12 protein-coding genes are annotated in these 13,728 nt (G+C 67.5%); 9 read left to right on the top strand and 3 right to left on the bottom strand.

All coding sequences use genetic code 11. The annotated features are described in order from the left end of the window. Positions 1-46 precede the first annotated feature (46 nt). The 3 genes from M7H45_RS04535 to M7H45_RS04525 are packed head-to-tail and all read left to right on the top strand — an operon-like array spanning position 47 to position 2,035. Positions 47-760 (top strand): gamma-glutamyl-gamma-aminobutyrate hydrolase family protein, encoded by a 714-nt coding sequence (locus M7H45_RS04535; protein ID WP_298215061.1) that lies wholly within the window; start codon positions 47-49, stop codon positions 758-760. Next, positions 750-1,493 (top strand): pseudouridine synthase, encoded by a 744-nt coding sequence (locus tag M7H45_RS04530; protein ID WP_298215060.1) that lies wholly within the window; start codon positions 750-752, stop codon positions 1,491-1,493. Before M7H45_RS04535 ends, M7H45_RS04530 begins: the two co-directional genes overlap by 11 nt. Continuing rightward, the gene (locus M7H45_RS04525; protein WP_298215059.1) at positions 1,490-2,035 is read left to right on the top strand and encodes an RsmD family RNA methyltransferase; all 546 of its coding nucleotides are present in this window, start codon (positions 1,490-1,492) and stop codon (positions 2,033-2,035) included. Before M7H45_RS04530 ends, M7H45_RS04525 begins: the two co-directional genes overlap by 4 nt. A 3-nt stretch (positions 2,036-2,038) precedes the next feature. Here M7H45_RS04525 and M7H45_RS04520 read toward each other — a convergent pair whose 3' ends face one another. Next, the gene (locus tag M7H45_RS04520; protein ID WP_298215058.1) at positions 2,039-2,740 is read right to left on the bottom strand and encodes a type 1 glutamine amidotransferase; all 702 of its coding nucleotides are present in this window, start codon (positions 2,738-2,740) and stop codon (positions 2,039-2,041) included. A 166-nt stretch (positions 2,741-2,906) separates the two neighbouring features. Here M7H45_RS04520 and M7H45_RS04515 point away from each other — a divergent pair, with 166 nt between their 5' ends. Then, on the top strand, positions 2,907-4,169 hold the full coding sequence (locus M7H45_RS04515; protein ID WP_298215057.1) for an NRAMP family divalent metal transporter: 1,263 nt from the start codon (positions 2,907-2,909) through the stop codon (positions 4,167-4,169). Between the two features lie 38 nt (positions 4,170-4,207). Then, a complete protein-coding gene (gene mutL / locus M7H45_RS04510; protein ID WP_298215056.1) occupies positions 4,208-5,953 on the top strand; it encodes a DNA mismatch repair endonuclease MutL in 1,746 nt (581 codons plus the stop codon). Positions 5,954-5,980: 27 nt separating this feature from the next. Here mutL and hydA read toward each other — a convergent pair whose 3' ends face one another. Together hydA and M7H45_RS04500 are read right to left on the bottom strand one after the other, a co-directional pair. Further along, the gene (gene hydA / locus M7H45_RS04505; protein ID WP_298215055.1) at positions 5,981-7,444 is read right to left on the bottom strand and encodes a dihydropyrimidinase; all 1,464 of its coding nucleotides are present in this window, start codon (positions 7,442-7,444) and stop codon (positions 5,981-5,983) included. Further along, positions 7,441-8,112, bottom strand: coding sequence for a TetR family transcriptional regulator C-terminal domain-containing protein (locus tag M7H45_RS04500; RefSeq protein ID WP_298215054.1), 672 nt, complete (start codon positions 8,110-8,112; stop codon positions 7,441-7,443). The genes hydA and M7H45_RS04500 overlap by 4 nt, the downstream gene beginning before the upstream one ends. A gap of 115 nt (positions 8,113-8,227) precedes the next feature. On the opposite strand from M7H45_RS04500, the gene M7H45_RS04495 reads away from it, so the two are divergent. The 4 genes from M7H45_RS04495 to M7H45_RS04480 all read left to right on the top strand — a co-directional run bounded on the left by M7H45_RS04495 (position 8,228) and on the right by M7H45_RS04480 (position 13,719). Next, positions 8,228-9,610: an NAD(P)-dependent oxidoreductase gene (locus tag M7H45_RS04495; RefSeq protein WP_298215053.1), complete on the top strand. Its 1,383-nt coding sequence runs from the start codon at positions 8,228-8,230 to the stop codon at positions 9,608-9,610. Further along, complete coding sequence (gene preA / locus M7H45_RS04490; protein WP_298215052.1) at positions 9,603-10,874, top strand: NAD-dependent dihydropyrimidine dehydrogenase subunit PreA; 1,272 nt, start codon at positions 9,603-9,605, stop codon at positions 10,872-10,874. Before M7H45_RS04495 ends, preA begins: the two co-directional genes overlap by 8 nt. After that, entirely contained in the window at positions 10,871-12,130 is a 1,260-nt protein-coding gene (locus tag M7H45_RS04485; protein WP_298215051.1) for a Zn-dependent hydrolase, read from the top strand. Before preA ends, M7H45_RS04485 begins: the two co-directional genes overlap by 4 nt. Positions 12,131-12,213: 83 nt before the next feature. Continuing rightward, entirely contained in the window at positions 12,214-13,719 is a 1,506-nt protein-coding gene (locus M7H45_RS04480) for an NCS1 family nucleobase:cation symporter-1 (RefSeq protein WP_298215050.1), read from the top strand. Positions 13,720-13,728: the final 9 nt, after the last annotated feature.

Genomic DNA, 13,728 nt, shown 5'->3' with positions numbered 1-13,728 from the left:
CGGCCCGTATTTGCCTCAACCCCGGCGGCAGGTCTAGTTGGGGCGCATGAGCAAGCGCCCTTTGATCGGCCTCACCCTCGACGCGGAACCGGCGGGCGGCTGGTCCCGCTATCCCTGGTACGCGCTGCGCCAGAACTATGCCGAGGCGGTGGCGGCGCATGGCGGGCTGGCCGTGGCCCTGCCGCATGATCCGGCTCTGGCGGAGGAGTATCTCGACCGGCTGGATGGGCTGGTCGTCACCGGGGGCGCCTTCGATGTGGACCCGGTCTTGTATGGCGAGGATACGCGCCACGCCTCGGTGGAGCTCAAGGCGGACCGCACGGCGGCGGAACTCGCCCTGCTGCGCGGCGCCATGGCCCGCGGCCTGCCCTGCCTCGGCATTTGCGGCGGCCAGCAATTGATGGCGGTGGCGCTGGGCGGCACGCTGCACCAGCATATCCCGGATGCGATTCCCGGCGCGCTGGAGCATGAGCAGAAGACCAGCCATTACGAGCCGGGCCATGAGGTGCGGATTCTCGCCGGCAGCCGCCTCTTCGCCATCGCCGGGCCGGTGATGCGGGTCAACACCTCCCACCACCAGGCGGTGAGAACGCCGGGCCGCGCGGTGGTCAACGCCCTCGCCCCGGATGGGGTCATCGAGGGCATCGAGGACCCGGACCAGCGCTTTTTCATCGGCGTGCAATGGCATCCCGAATATTTCGTCGATGCGGGAGACCGGGCGCTCTACCGCGCCTTCATCGCGGCTTGCCATGGCGGATGAGGCGCCCGGGCCGCGCGGCGAGCGGATCGCCAAATTCCTCTCCCGCGCCGGGGTGGCGAGCCGCCGCGACGCGGAGGCGATGATCGCCGCCGGGCGCGTGCGGCTGAATGGCGAGGCGCTGACCCACCCGGCGGCCTTCGTGCGGCCGGGGGACGCGGTGCTGGTGGATGGCGCGCCGGTGGCGGCGCCGGAGCGCACCCGGCTGTTCCGCTATCACAAGCCGGAAGGGCTGGTGACGACGCATAAGGACCCGGAGGGCCGCCCCACCGTCTTCGCCAGCCTGCCGCCCGGCCTGCCGCGCGTGGTCTCGGTGGGGCGGCTCGACCTCACCTCGGAGGGGCTTTTGCTGCTCACCAATGATGGCGGCCTGGCCCGCCAGCTGGAATTGCCGCAAACCGGCTGGATGCGCCGCTACCGGGTCCGGGTGCATGGCGGCGTCCCCCAGGCGGCGCTCACCCGCCTCGCCGAAGGCATGGTGGTGGAGGGGGTAAGATACGGGCCGGTCGAGGCGGCGATCGATTCCGTGCAGCGCTCCAATACCTGGCTCTCGGTCAGCCTGCGCGAGGGCAAGAACCGGGAGATCCGCCGCCTCATGCAGGCGCTCGGCCTGCCGGTCACCCGCCTCATCCGTGTCGCCTACGGGCCGTTCCAGCTGGGTCATCTGCCGCGGGGCGCGGTGGAGGAGGTGCCGGGCAAAATCCTGCGCGAGCAATTGCCCAGCCCCGGCAAATGAGCCCGCCGCGCATCATCGCCGGGCGCTGGAGGGGCCGCAAGCTGACAGCCCCCGCCGGGCTCGCCACCCGCCCCACCGGCCTGCGCGCCCGCCAGGCGGCCTTCGACATCCTCGCTCATGCGCCCTGGGGCGGGCTGCAAGGCAAGCGGGTGCTGGATGTGTTCGCGGGCACCGGCGCCTATGGGCTGGAGGCGCTCTCGCGCGGGGCCGCCCTGGCCAGCTTCATCGAGAACGCGCCCGCCGCCCTGGCGGCCCTGCGCGCCAATCTCGCCGCCTGCGGGGCGGAGGCGGGGCGGATCATCGCCGCCGACGCGCTCAACCCCCCGCCTGGCGCGCCGCATGATTTATTATGTCTCGACCCGCCCTATGGCGCGGGCCTGGCCGGGCCGGCCCTGGCGGCGCTGGCGGCGGCGGGCTGGGCCGCGCCTGGGGCGATCATCCTCGCCGAGCTGGGGCCGGATGACCGGCTGGATGTTCCGTCGCCGCTGGCCGAGCGGACCCATGGCAAGGCGCGCCTCGTCATCTGGCGCTTCGGCGGCTGAGGCTCAGCCCGACGCGATATCGAGAAAATTGCTGAAAATGACGCGCGCCGCGCCATTCAGCCCGGCGATCTCCGCCTGAACCTCCGCCGCCATCGCCGCGAAGCCGCCCGGCCCGCGCGCCCGCTCCAGCGCCTTTTTATAGGAGGGCATGCGCGACCATTCGGCGGTGGTATCCCGCGTGGGCTCGATATGGAATTGCAGCCCATAGGCGGCGCGGCCCCAGCGCTGGGCCTGAATGGCGCAACCCGGCGAGGTGGCCAGCGCCACCGCCCCCTCCGGCAGGCGCTTCACCTCCGCCCCATGCCATTGCATGCAGGGCCACAGCGCGGGCAGCCCGGCGAAAATCGGGTCATCCGCCACCTGCACACGGCTCATCCCCACCTCGGGCTTGTCCATGCGCCCCACCTCGCCGCCCAGCGCCTGAGCGAGAAGCTGATGGCCGAGGCAGATGCCAAGATAAGGCCGCCCGCCTTCCACCCACTGCCGGATCGCCGCCATCTCCTCCACCAGCCAGGGATGCTTATCCGTTTCCCACACATCCATCGGCCCGCCCATCACCAACAGCGCGTTGAAATCCTCCAGCGGCGGGATCGCCTCGCCCTCATCCAATTCCACCGCCCGCATGGCGCAGCCGCGCTCTCTCATCACCTCCCGCAAACTGCCGGGATGCTCCGAGGCCACATGTTGAAAAACCAGAATGTTCAAAAAGTACGCCCCCTTTTTGTGCCTCTGCCGGACGAGACATATGCCAGAGGATAACCGCCCCGGAAAGCATCGTTGACACCCCCGCGCTTGCCTCGCCGCGCGCCTTGCCATAAGAGTGCGAACCGAAATTCGCGAAAAATTCTTATTTGCAAAGCGGCCTCCAACGATGTCCCAGCCCCGCCCGTCTCAGCCGCCCGCCCCGATCCGCCGGCAGCGCCTGGCGCTGAGTCTCGCCGTGCTCGGGCCGGGCCTTGTCGTCATGCTCGCCGATACGGATGTCGGCTCCATCATCACCGCCGCGCAGAGCGGCGTGCAATGGGGCTACAAGCTCCTGCTGCCGCAATTCATCCTCATGCCGGTGCTTTATATTGTCCAGGAATTGACGGTGCGGCTCGGCATCTTCACCGGCAAGGGGCATGGCGAGCTGATCCGCTCGGCATTCGGCCCGTTCTGGGCCTGGGTGTCGGCGGCGGGTCTCGCCATCGCCACCACCGGGGCGCTGCTGACGGAGTTTTCGGGCGTCGCCGGGGTGGGGGATCTGTTCGGCGTGCCGCATTACGCCTCGCTCAGCCTCGCCGCCGCCGCCCTGCTCGCCGTGGTGCTCACCGGCTCTTATAAGCGGGTCGAGCGCGCCGCCCTCATCATCGGCCTGTTCGAGCTCGCCTTCTTTTTCGTCGCCTGGGCGGCCAAGCCCGACCTGGCGGCCATGGCGCGGGAGGCGGCGCGGGTGCCGGTATTCAACCCGCGATACGAATATCTCGTCGCCGCCAATATCGGCGCGGTCATCATGCCCTGGATGGTGTTCTACCAGCAATCGGCGGTGGCGGATAAACGCCTCGGCCCCGCCCATTTCACCGCGGCGCGGTGGGATACCGCCATCGGCTCGGTCATCACCCAGCTGGTGATGGCCGCCGTGCTCATCGCGGCGGCGGCCTCCATCCGACCGCACGCGGCCGGCGCCACCCTCGCCAGCGTCGGCGATGTCAGCAAGGCGATGACGCCCTATCTCGGAGCCGGGGCGGGCAAAATCATCTTCGCCCTCGGCGTGCTGGGGGCCGGGCTGGTCGCCGCCATCGTCGCTTCTCTGGCGCTGGCCTGGGGGCTGGGCGAGGTGGCGGGCTACCGCCGCTCGCTCGAGCATCACCCGCTCAAGGCGCGGTGGTTTTACGGCGTCTACGCGTTTTGCGTCATCGGCGGTGCGCTGGGAGTGGGGCTGGCCCCCAACCTCGTCAACCTCAATGTTGGTGTGCAGGTGATGAACGCGCTGCTGCTGCCGTTGGTGCTCGGCTTTCTCGTCCGCCTGGCGATGGTGACGCTGCCCCCCGCGCGGCGCCTACGCGGCTGGTATCTCTGGGTGGTGGCGGCGGTGTGCCTTGTCACATGCGGGTTCGGCGTGCTGGGCGGGATTGGCGGCATCCTCCTGGGCTGAGGCAGGAGACTCGCGGGCGCCCATGCTATAGACGCGCCATGCCCATCCGCCGCCTCGCCGAAACCACCATCAACCGCATCGCCGCCGGCGAGGTGATCGAGCGCCCCGCCGCCGCGGTGAAGGAGCTGGTGGAAAACGCGCTCGATGCCGGGGCGCGGCGCATCGAGGTCATCCTCGCCGGGGGCGGGATCGAGCGGATCGAGGTGATCGACGATGGCTGCGGCATCCCCGCCGGAGAATTGCCTTTGGCCATCGAGCGTCACGCCACCTCCAAGCTCGGCGACGAGACGCTGGTGCGCATCGCCACGCTCGGCTTCCGGGGCGAGGCCCTGCCCTCCATCGGCGCCGCCGCCCGGCTCAGCCTCATCAGCCGCCCGGCGGGGCAGGACTCCGCCTGGCGGATCGAGGTCGCGGGCGGCGCCGTCACCCCGCCCCGGCCCGCGCCCGGCCCGGCGGGCACCCGCGCCATCGTCGAGGATCTGTTCTACGCCACGCCGGCCCGGCGTAAATTCCTGCGCAGCCCCCGCGCGGAGGCGGAGGCGGCGGCCCGCGCCGTCTGGCGCCTCGCCCTGGCCGCGCCCGCCACCGCCTTCCGCCTGGTGGCGGAGGAGCGGGTGCTGTTCGACCTGCCCGCCCAGGACGAGTCCTCGCGCATCGCCGCCTTGTTCGGGCGCGAGGCGGCTCAGGCTCTGCTGCCCCTGGAAGCGGCGCGCGAGGAGGTGCGCCTCACCGGTCTCATCGGCCCCGCCAGCCTCAACCGCGCCACCACCCAGCTGCAAAGCTTCGTGGTCAATGGCCGCCCGGTGCAGGACCCGCTGCTCAAGACCGCGCTGCGCCTCGCCTATCGGGAGGTGATTCCCGCCGGGCGGTTTCCGGTGGCGGCGCTGCGGCTCGACCTGCCGGACGAGACGCTGGACGTGAACGTCCACCCCGCCAAGACCGAGCTGCGCTTCGCCGAACCCAACGGCGTGCGCAGCCTGCTCATCGGCGCGATCAGCCGGGCGCTGGCGCGGCCCATCAGCCTTGCCGCCGCCCCCAGCGCCATGCCCGCCGCCTACCCTCGGCCGCGGCCGCCCGGCCCCGCCGCGCGGGGTTTCGCCGAGGCGGAGCTGGGCTTCGCCGCGCCGCCGGCTTTGCGCCCCGCCTTCGCGCCGCCGGCGGAGGATGAGGCGGCCGCGCTCCCCGCCCCTTCCGACCCGCCCCATCCGCTCGGCGCGCCCCTCGCCCAGATTCTCGATACCTACCTGCTCGCCCTGGCGGCGGATGGCTCCCTCGTCATCGTCGACCAGCACGCCGCGCATGAGCGGCTGACCGAGGAAAAGTTGCGCGCCCAGTTCAACGCCGGCGCCATCCCCGCCCAGCCTCTCCTGGTGCCGGTGGTGGTGGATCTGCCCCCCTTCCAGGCGGCGGGGGTTCTGGCGGAGGCGGCCAATCTCGCCCGGCTCGGGCTGGAGATCGAGGCGTTCGGCCCCGGCGCGGTGCTGGTCCGCGCCGTTCCCGCGGCGCTGCGGGAGCCGGACGCCGCCGGGCTCATCCGCGACCTCGCCGAGGAGTTCGCCGAGACCGGCGCGCCGGTGGCGCTCGAAGCGAAGCTGGACGCGGCCCTCGCCCGCCTCGCCTGCCATCGCTCCATCCGCGCCGGGCGGCGCATGCAGCGCGAGGAGATCGACGCGCTGCTGCGCGAGATGGAGGCGACGCCCCGCGCCGCCACCTGCGCGCATGGCCGCCCCACGTTTCTCAGGCTCACCCGCGCCGATCTCGAAAAACTGTTCAGCCGCTCCTAATCTTACTGCGAAGACCCCCGCTGACGCTTATGGCGCCACCGCCCCCGCCGCGCGGCGCGGCACGGGGCCGGGCTGGCTGAGCAGATTACGGATTTCCTGAGCTTTCAGCACCGGCGCGTGGCATGGGCGGTTGACGTAGCGGCCAGCGCCGCGCTCGGCCCGCAAATCCCCCTCGGTATAAACCAGCCTGCCGCCCGCGATGGTGTGGCGCGCGAGACCGGTCACCTCCATTCCCTCGAACACGTTAATATCCACCTGCTGATGCTGGGTCTTGGCAGAGATGACGCGGCTCGCCTTGGGGTCCCACACCACGAGATCGGCATCCGCCCCCACCGCCACCGCGCCCTTGCGGGGATAGATGTTGAAAATCTGCGCGGTGTTGGTGGAGGTGATGCGCACGAACTCGGAAGGGGTCAGCCGCCCGGCGCCCACCCCGTGATGCCAGAGCACGCTCATCCGGTCCTCGATGCCGCCAGTGCCGTTGGGGATGGCGGTGAAATCCTCCCGCCCCATCGCCTTCTGCGCGGCGCGGAAACAGCAATGATCCGTCGCCGTGGTCTGCAATTGGCCGGAGACCAGCCCGGCCCAGAGCGCTCGCTGATGATGCCGCGGCCGGAAGGGCGGGCTCATCACATGCCCGGCGGCAAAATCCCAATCCGGGTTCCGGTACACGCTGTCATCCACCACCAGATGCTGGGCCAGAACCTCGCCATAGACGCGCTGGCCGGCGGCGCGCGCCCGGGCGATGGCGGCGGCGGCTTCCTCGGTGGAGACATGGACGATATAGACCGGCACGCCCAGCACCCCTGCGATGGCGATGGCGCGCTCCGCCGCCTCGCCCTCCACGGCGGGCGGGCGTGAAAGCGGATGCCCCTCCGGCCCGGTGATGCCCTGGGCGAGCAGGGCGCGCTGCAGATAATAGACCGCCTCGCCATTCTCGGCATGCACGGTGGGAATCGCGCCCAGCTCCAGCGCCCGGGCGAAGCTGTTGAGCAACACATGGTCATCCGCCATGATGGCGCCCTTATAGGCCATGAAATGCTTGAAGCTGTTGACGCCGTGGTCGCGCGCCAGTTCGCCCATATCCGCATGCACCCTTTCGGACCATGAGGTGATGGCGACATGGAAGGAGTAATCGGCGGCGGATTTTTCCGCCCAGCCGCGCCAGAGATGGTAAGATTCGAGTGGCGAATCTTCCGGGCCAGGAATGACGAAATCGATGATCATCGTCGTGCCGCCCGCCAGCCCCGCCGCCGTGCCGGTATAAAAATCATCCGACGCGGTGGTGCCCATGAAGGGCAGCTGCATATGGGTATGGGGGTCGATGCCGCCCGGAATGACATAGGCCTCCCCCGCGTCCACCGTTTCGGCGCCGGCGGGTGCCTCAAGCCCTTCCCCGATGGCGGCGATCCTGCCCCCGATGCAGAGCACATCGGCGGCGAAACCATGCTCGGCGGTCAGCACCGTGCCGCCACGAATGAGAAGGCTCATGGGTTTATCTCCGTTTCAGAAAAGGAAAGACCGCAGCCGCGCAGGACGAGCCGCTTGATCAGCGCCTCGCCCACCGCGTAATCCTCCGGCGCCAGAACCGCCGCCCGGCCAAGGACGGCGCGGATTTGCGTCTCGAAATCGGCGTAGGTCTGCGTCATCGCCCAGAGCAGAAAGAAGAGATGGCGGGGATCCACCCTCTCCATCAGCCCCTTGCGCATCCAGCCTTCCAGGATCTCGGCTTTTTCATCGACCCGGCGGCGCAGCTCCAGGCCGAGAAAGGAATGGAGATGCACGCCGCCCTGCAGCACCTCATTGGCGAACACTTTGGAGGCGTAAGGGCGGGTACGGGAATAGCGCATCTTGGCGGCGATATAGGCGCTCAGCGCCGCGGCGGGCGAGGCGTCGGCGGTGATGCTGTCCGAGGCTTCCAGCCAGAGATGAAGAATGTTCTCCAGCAGCGCCTCATAAAGGCGCTTTTTGGTGCCGAAATGATAATGCAGATTGGCGGCGGGCAGGCCGGCGGCGGCGGCGAGGGCCGCCATCGTGGCACCGCCGAACCCGGATTCCGCGAAGACCCGCTCCGCTGCGGCAAGAATGCGTTGCTCCGCCTGGGCGCTGCGCTGCTGGCGCGCGCGCGCCATATCCGGATTTTTCGGCACAATCTGCATAAATTATGATCCGTTCTCCAGCCTCACTTTTATATTTGGCGGACGTGACAAACAACTTGACTGCTTCATCAGCTTTGGTCAAGCTGAATATACAATCAGAAACCGGAGAGTTTCGATGTCCGATCTTCTCGATGACGTTTTTTCAGGCAGTTCTCCCGATATCAAGGCGGGGCGGCTGCCCGGGGAAGCCCTGGCCGCCTGCTTCGCCGATGCCCACCCGCCGCTCACCCGCGACCAGGCGGATATCGAGGCGAATCGCTGCTATTTTTGTTACGACGCGCCTTGCGTGACCGCCTGCCCCACCGCCATCGACATTCCCGGCTTCATTCGCGCCATCGCCACCGGCAATCTTCCCGGCGCGGGGCGGCGGATTTTTGAGGCGAACATTATGGGAGGCGCCTGCGCGCGGGTCTGTCCCACCGAGATTCTTTGCGAGGGCGCTTGCGTGCGCAACGCCCAGCAGCACAAGCCCGTCGAGATCGGCGCGTTGCAGCGCGTGGCGACAGATGCCGTCATCACCCGCGCCGAGGCGACGGGCGTGCACCCGTTCCAGCGCGCCGCGGCCACCGGCCGGCGCGTCGCCGTGGTGGGGGCGGGGCCAGCCGGTCTCGCCTGCGCGCATGAGCTGGCGAGATCCGGCCATGCGGTCGATCTCTTCGAGGCCCGGCCGAAACCGGGCGGGCTCAATGAATACGGCATCGCCGCCTATAAAATGGCGGACGGCTTCGCGGCGCGCGAGGTGAATTTCATTTTAGGCATCGGCGGGATCAGGGTTTTCACCAACCAGGCGCTGGGACGCGAGCTGGATCTGGGCGCGCTGCGCCGGGATTTTGACGCCGTCTTCCTCGCCATCGGTCAGGCCGGGGTCAAATCCCTCGCCGTTCCCGGCGAGGCTTTGCCCGGCGTGATGGATGCGGTGCGCTTCATCGAAACGTTGCGCCAGGCCGAGGATAAGGCGAGCGTGCCGGTGGGGCGGCATGTGGTGGTGATCGGCGGCGGCAACACCGCCATAGACGCGGCGGTGCAAGCCAAGCGGCTGGGGGCGGAGCTGGTGACGCTGGTCTACCGGCGCGGGCGCGAGGATATGCCGGCCACCACGGTCGAGCAGGATTGGGCGCTGATGAACGGTGTCGCCTTCCGCCATTGGGCGGCGCCGGTGGCGATCGAGGGCGGCGAGGGCGTGCGCGCCGTGCGCTTCGCCCGCACCACCCTCGCCGGGGGGCGGCTCGCTTTGCTCGAAGACGGTTTCGTTCTGGCGGCGGATATGGTGCTGAAGGCCGTCGGCCAGAGCCTGGATGTGGCGGAGAGCGAGGCCCTGCCCGCCATCGCGCAAGGGCGGATCGTGGTGAATCCGGACACATTGGAGACGAGCCTGCCCGGTGTTTTCGCCGGGGGGGATTGCATCTCCGGGCAGGATTTGACCGTGCAGGCGGTGGCGGATGGCAAGCGCGCCGCCCAGCGTATCGATGAATATTTGAAAGGCCGGAACCATGGCTGATCTCAGCATTAATTTCGCGGGCATCAAGGCCCCCAACCCGTTCTGGCTGGCCTCCGCCCCGCCTACCGACAAAGCCTATAATGTCGAGCGCGCCTTCGCCGCGGGCTGGGGCGGGGTGGTGTGGAAAACGCTGGGCGAGGACCCGCCCGTGGTCAATGCCAGCTCCCGTTACGGCGGCATCGGCTATAACGGCCAACGGCTGATGGGGCTCAACAATATCGAGCTGATCACGGACCGGCCCCTTCAGGTCAATCTCGAAGAGATCACCATGGTCAAGCGCAAATGGCCGGACCGCGCCGTGGTGGTGAGCCTGATGGTGCCTTGCGAGGAGGAAAGCTGGAGGCGCATCCTGCGGCAGGTGGAGGAAACCGGCGCGGATGGCGTGGAGCTGAATTTCGGCTGTCCGCACGGCATGAGCGAGCGCGGCATGGGAGCAGCGGTGGGCCAGGTGCCGGACTATGTCGAGATGGTCACGCGCTGGTGTAAACAGCACAGCCGCATGCCGGTCATCGTCAAGCTCACGCCCAATATCACGGATATTCTCAAACCCGCCGCCGCCGCGCAGGCGGGCGGGGCGGACGCGGTCAGCCTCATCAATACCGTGCAATCGGTCATCGGCGTCGATCTCGATAATATGGCGCCGCTGCCCACGGTGGACGGGGTTGGCACGCATGGCGGGTATTGCGGCCCCGCGGTCAAGCCGATTGCCCTGCGCATGGTGGGCGAGATCGCCCGCGCCATGCCGGGCCTGCCGGTTTCCGGCATTGGCGGCATCGGCACATGGCGTGACGCCGCCGAGTTTCTGGCGATGGGTTCGGGCTGCGTGCAGGTTTGCACCGCGGCGATGCATTATGGATTCCGCATCGTCGATGACATGATCAACGGCCTCTCCGATTGGATGGACGAGAAGGGCTATGCGCGGATCGCCGATGTCACCGCCCGTGCCATACCGAAATTCGTGCATTGGCAGGATTTGAACCTGGCCTGGAAGACCATCGCCAGCATCGATCCCGAGGCCTGCATCGGTTGCGGACTCTGCCATATCGCTTGCGAGGATACCGCGCACCAGGCGATTCGCCTGAGCCCGGGGGACGCCAAAAGAGTTTATGAGATCATTGAGGATGAATGCGTGGGCTGCAATCTTTGCTCCCATATTTGCCCCGTGGATGGCTGCATCACCATGAAGCCGCAACAAGCAAGCCAACACCTCACCTGGAAGCAACATCCCAACAACCCGTTGCGGGTGGCGGAGGCGGCGGAATGAGCCGCAACCTGCGCGTGGACGGCGCGCGGTTATGGGACAGCGTGATGGAAACGGCGAAGATCGGCGCGACGCCAAAAGGCGGCATCAAGCGCCTGACGCTGACCGATCTGGACGCGCAGGTCCGGCGCTGGTTCATCGCCGCCTGCGAGCGGGCGGGGTGCGAGGTTCGTTTCGATGACATGGGCAATATTTTCGCCCGCCGGCCGGGGCGGGATAATTCCCTGCCGCCGATCGCCATCGGCAGCCATCTCGACACCCAGCCCACCGGCGGCAAATTCGATGGCGTCATCGGGGTGCTCGCCGGGCTGGAAGTGTTGCGAACGCTCAACGATGCCGGCATCGAGACCCGCGCGCCCATCGAGGTGATCGACTGGACGAATGAGGAAGGCTCGCGCTTCGCCCCGGCCATGCTTTCCTCCGGCGTTTTTGCTGGCGTCTTTACCCGCGATTACGCCTATTCGCGCGAGGACCGGGACGGGCTGAAATTCGGCGACGAGCTGCGCCGCATCGGTTTTCAGGGCGAGGAGCCTTGCGGCGTGCATCCGCTGGCCGCCCATTTCGAGCTGCATATCGAGCAGGGCCCGATTCTGGAGGATGAAGGCAAGACCATCGGCATCGTCACCGGTGTGCAGGGCATGCGCTGGTATGAGGCGACGGTGACGGGAATGGATTGCCATGCCGGCTCCACCCCCATGCATCTGCGCCGCGACGCGTTGGCGGCCACGGCGCGGATGATCCAGGCGGTGCAAGCGACCGGGCTCGCCCATCCGCCGGATGCGGTGGCCACGGTCGGGCTGATCGAGGCGCGCCCCAACAGCCGCAACGTCATCCCCGGCGAGGTGTTTTTCACCATCGATCTGCGCCATCCCGAGGATGCGGTGGTGGCGGCGATGGAGGCCGAGCTGCGGGCGGCGCTCGCGACCATCGCCGCGGAGAGCGGCGTCACCTTGAATTTCGAGCGCATCTGGGATTCGCCCGCGGTTCATTTTGACCCCGGATGCATCGCCGCGGTGGAGCGGGCGGCGGCGGCGCTCGGCCATCCGGCACGGCGCATCGTCGCCGGGGCCGGGCATGATTCCGCCTATATCGCGCGGGTCGCACCAACCACGATGATCTTCATTCCTTGCGAGAAAGGCATCAGCCATAACGAAATGGAAAAGACCGAGCCGGAGCAACTGACCGCCGGCGCGGATGTGCTGCTGCAGGCCGTGCTCGAAACCGATGCGCGGCTGGGACAAGACGCGAAGATAAAATAACAAGCATGCCATTTTTTATTTGGCGCGGGCGGGATTGGCTGGTTGTATGAAACCTCGAAAGCAGCTTAACCGGGGAGACCATAATGATTCAGAACGAGGCGGGCCGCGCGTTTGAGATTGCCGTGCCGGATGGCACGGCTTACGAGAGCTTGATTTCGCGGGTGCGGGACTCTCCCTTGTATAATGACGATCTGCGGCCCATCCGGGCTTCGGAACGGGACTGGCGCGGGCGCAATATCTTGTTTCTCTGGATCAGCATGTCAATCGTGCTGACGACCTATACCCTCGCCTCAGGTCTGATCGAGGCTGGAATGACCTGGCAGGAGGCGATTTTCACCATCGGGCTCGGCAATGTCATTGTTCTCATTCCGATGGTTCTCAACGCCTATGCCGGCGTCAAATATGGAATTCCGTTTCCCGTCTTCGTGCGTTCCTCTTTCGGCACCACCGGCGCCAAGGTCGCGGCGATGGCGCGCGGGCTGGTGGCGTGCGGGTGGTTCGGCATTCAAACCTGGCTGGGCGCGCTCGCGCTTTCAGGCATTGTCGGGCGGCTATGGCCGGCCTGGCCGCAAATACCGGGGCATGCATTCATCGCCTTCGCCGTGTTCTGGGTTTTTGAGATGGCGATTATGGCGCAGGGCATGGAGGCGATCCGTTCGCTGCAACGCTGGGCCGCGCCGCTGCTCATGCTCGTTTTGGCGGCGCTGTTCGGCTGGGCGGTGGCGGCGGGAGGTGGCCTTGAGGCGCCGCTCGCCGTCTCCGCGAACATGATCGGCGCCAAGCATAGTTTCGCGCAGCTTTTCTGGCCCAGCCTCGCCGCCAATATCGGTTATTGGGCCACGCTCAGCCTCAACATCCCGGACTTCACCCGCTATGCCACGAGCCAGAAGGCGCAGCTTATCGGCCAGGCGATCGGCCTGCCCATCGGCATGATGGCCACGAGCTTCGTGGGCATCTTCGTCACCGCCACCGCCTTCATGGTCTTTCATCAAGTCATCTGGAATCCCATCGACCTCATTCCGTACCTCACCCACAATGCTCTGATTTTGGTGGTGGCCCTCGTGGCGGTGATGGTGGCGCAGCTCAGCATCAACATGGCGGCCAATGTGGTTTCACCGGCCAATGACATCTCCAATCTCGCTCCTCATCTCATCAGCTTTCGCACGGGCGTGTTCATCACGGGTGTCATCGGCATTCTCATGCAGCCTTGGTACCTCATGGGCAACGCCGCCGCCTATGTCTTCACCTGGCTGTCGGGCTACGGCTCCCTGCTCGGCGCGGTCGGCGCGGTCATGATCGTCGATTACTGGCTCATCCGCCGCAAAACGCTCGATCTCGAATCGCTCTATCTGGAAGGCCGCCGCTACCCGAAATGGAACGGCCCCGCCATGATCGCGGTCCTCGTCTCGATCCTGCCGATGCTGCCGGGCTTCATCGCCGCTTCCACCACGCCGGGCGGGATTCCGGCGCACCCCACCCTTCTCACCAATATCTACAGCTTTGGCTGGATCTGGTCCTTTCCGGTCGCGGGCATTCTCTACTACCTGCTCGCCGCGGCGCGGCCACGCCCGCTCGCGGCAACCAGCTGAGCGCGCCTG

This window comes from Acidocella sp. (assembly GCF_027352905.1).
In the GTDB taxonomy this organism is placed as follows: domain Bacteria; phylum Pseudomonadota; class Alphaproteobacteria; order Acetobacterales; family Acetobacteraceae; genus Acidocella.
This window is presented reverse-complemented; position numbering and strand designations above follow the sequence as displayed.

Excerpts from the sequence above, each read along its gene's own strand:
- M7H45_RS04535 (WP_298215061.1), top strand. The coding sequence starts at position 47 with ATGAGCAAGCGCCCTTTGATCGGCCTCACCCTCGACGCGGAACCGGCG.
- M7H45_RS04530 (WP_298215060.1), top strand. The coding sequence starts at position 750 with ATGGCGGATGAGGCGCCCGGGCCGCGCGGCGAGCGGATCGCCAAATTC.
- M7H45_RS04525 (WP_298215059.1), top strand. The coding sequence starts at position 1,490 with ATGAGCCCGCCGCGCATCATCGCCGGGCGCTGGAGGGGCCGCAAGCTG.
- M7H45_RS04515 (WP_298215057.1), top strand. The coding sequence starts at position 2,907 with ATGTCCCAGCCCCGCCCGTCTCAGCCGCCCGCCCCGATCCGCCGGCAG.
- mutL (WP_298215056.1), top strand. The coding sequence starts at position 4,208 with ATGCCCATCCGCCGCCTCGCCGAAACCACCATCAACCGCATCGCCGCC.
- hydA (WP_298215055.1), bottom strand. The coding sequence starts at position 7,444 with ATGAGCCTTCTCATTCGTGGCGGCACGGTGCTGACCGCCGAGCATGGT.
- M7H45_RS04500 (WP_298215054.1), bottom strand. The coding sequence starts at position 8,112 with ATGCAGATTGTGCCGAAAAATCCGGATATGGCGCGCGCGCGCCAGCAG.
- M7H45_RS04495 (WP_298215053.1), top strand. The coding sequence starts at position 8,228 with ATGTCCGATCTTCTCGATGACGTTTTTTCAGGCAGTTCTCCCGATATC.
- preA (WP_298215052.1), top strand. The coding sequence starts at position 9,603 with ATGGCTGATCTCAGCATTAATTTCGCGGGCATCAAGGCCCCCAACCCG.
- M7H45_RS04485 (WP_298215051.1), top strand. The coding sequence starts at position 10,871 with ATGAGCCGCAACCTGCGCGTGGACGGCGCGCGGTTATGGGACAGCGTG.
- M7H45_RS04480 (WP_298215050.1), top strand. The coding sequence starts at position 12,214 with ATGATTCAGAACGAGGCGGGCCGCGCGTTTGAGATTGCCGTGCCGGAT.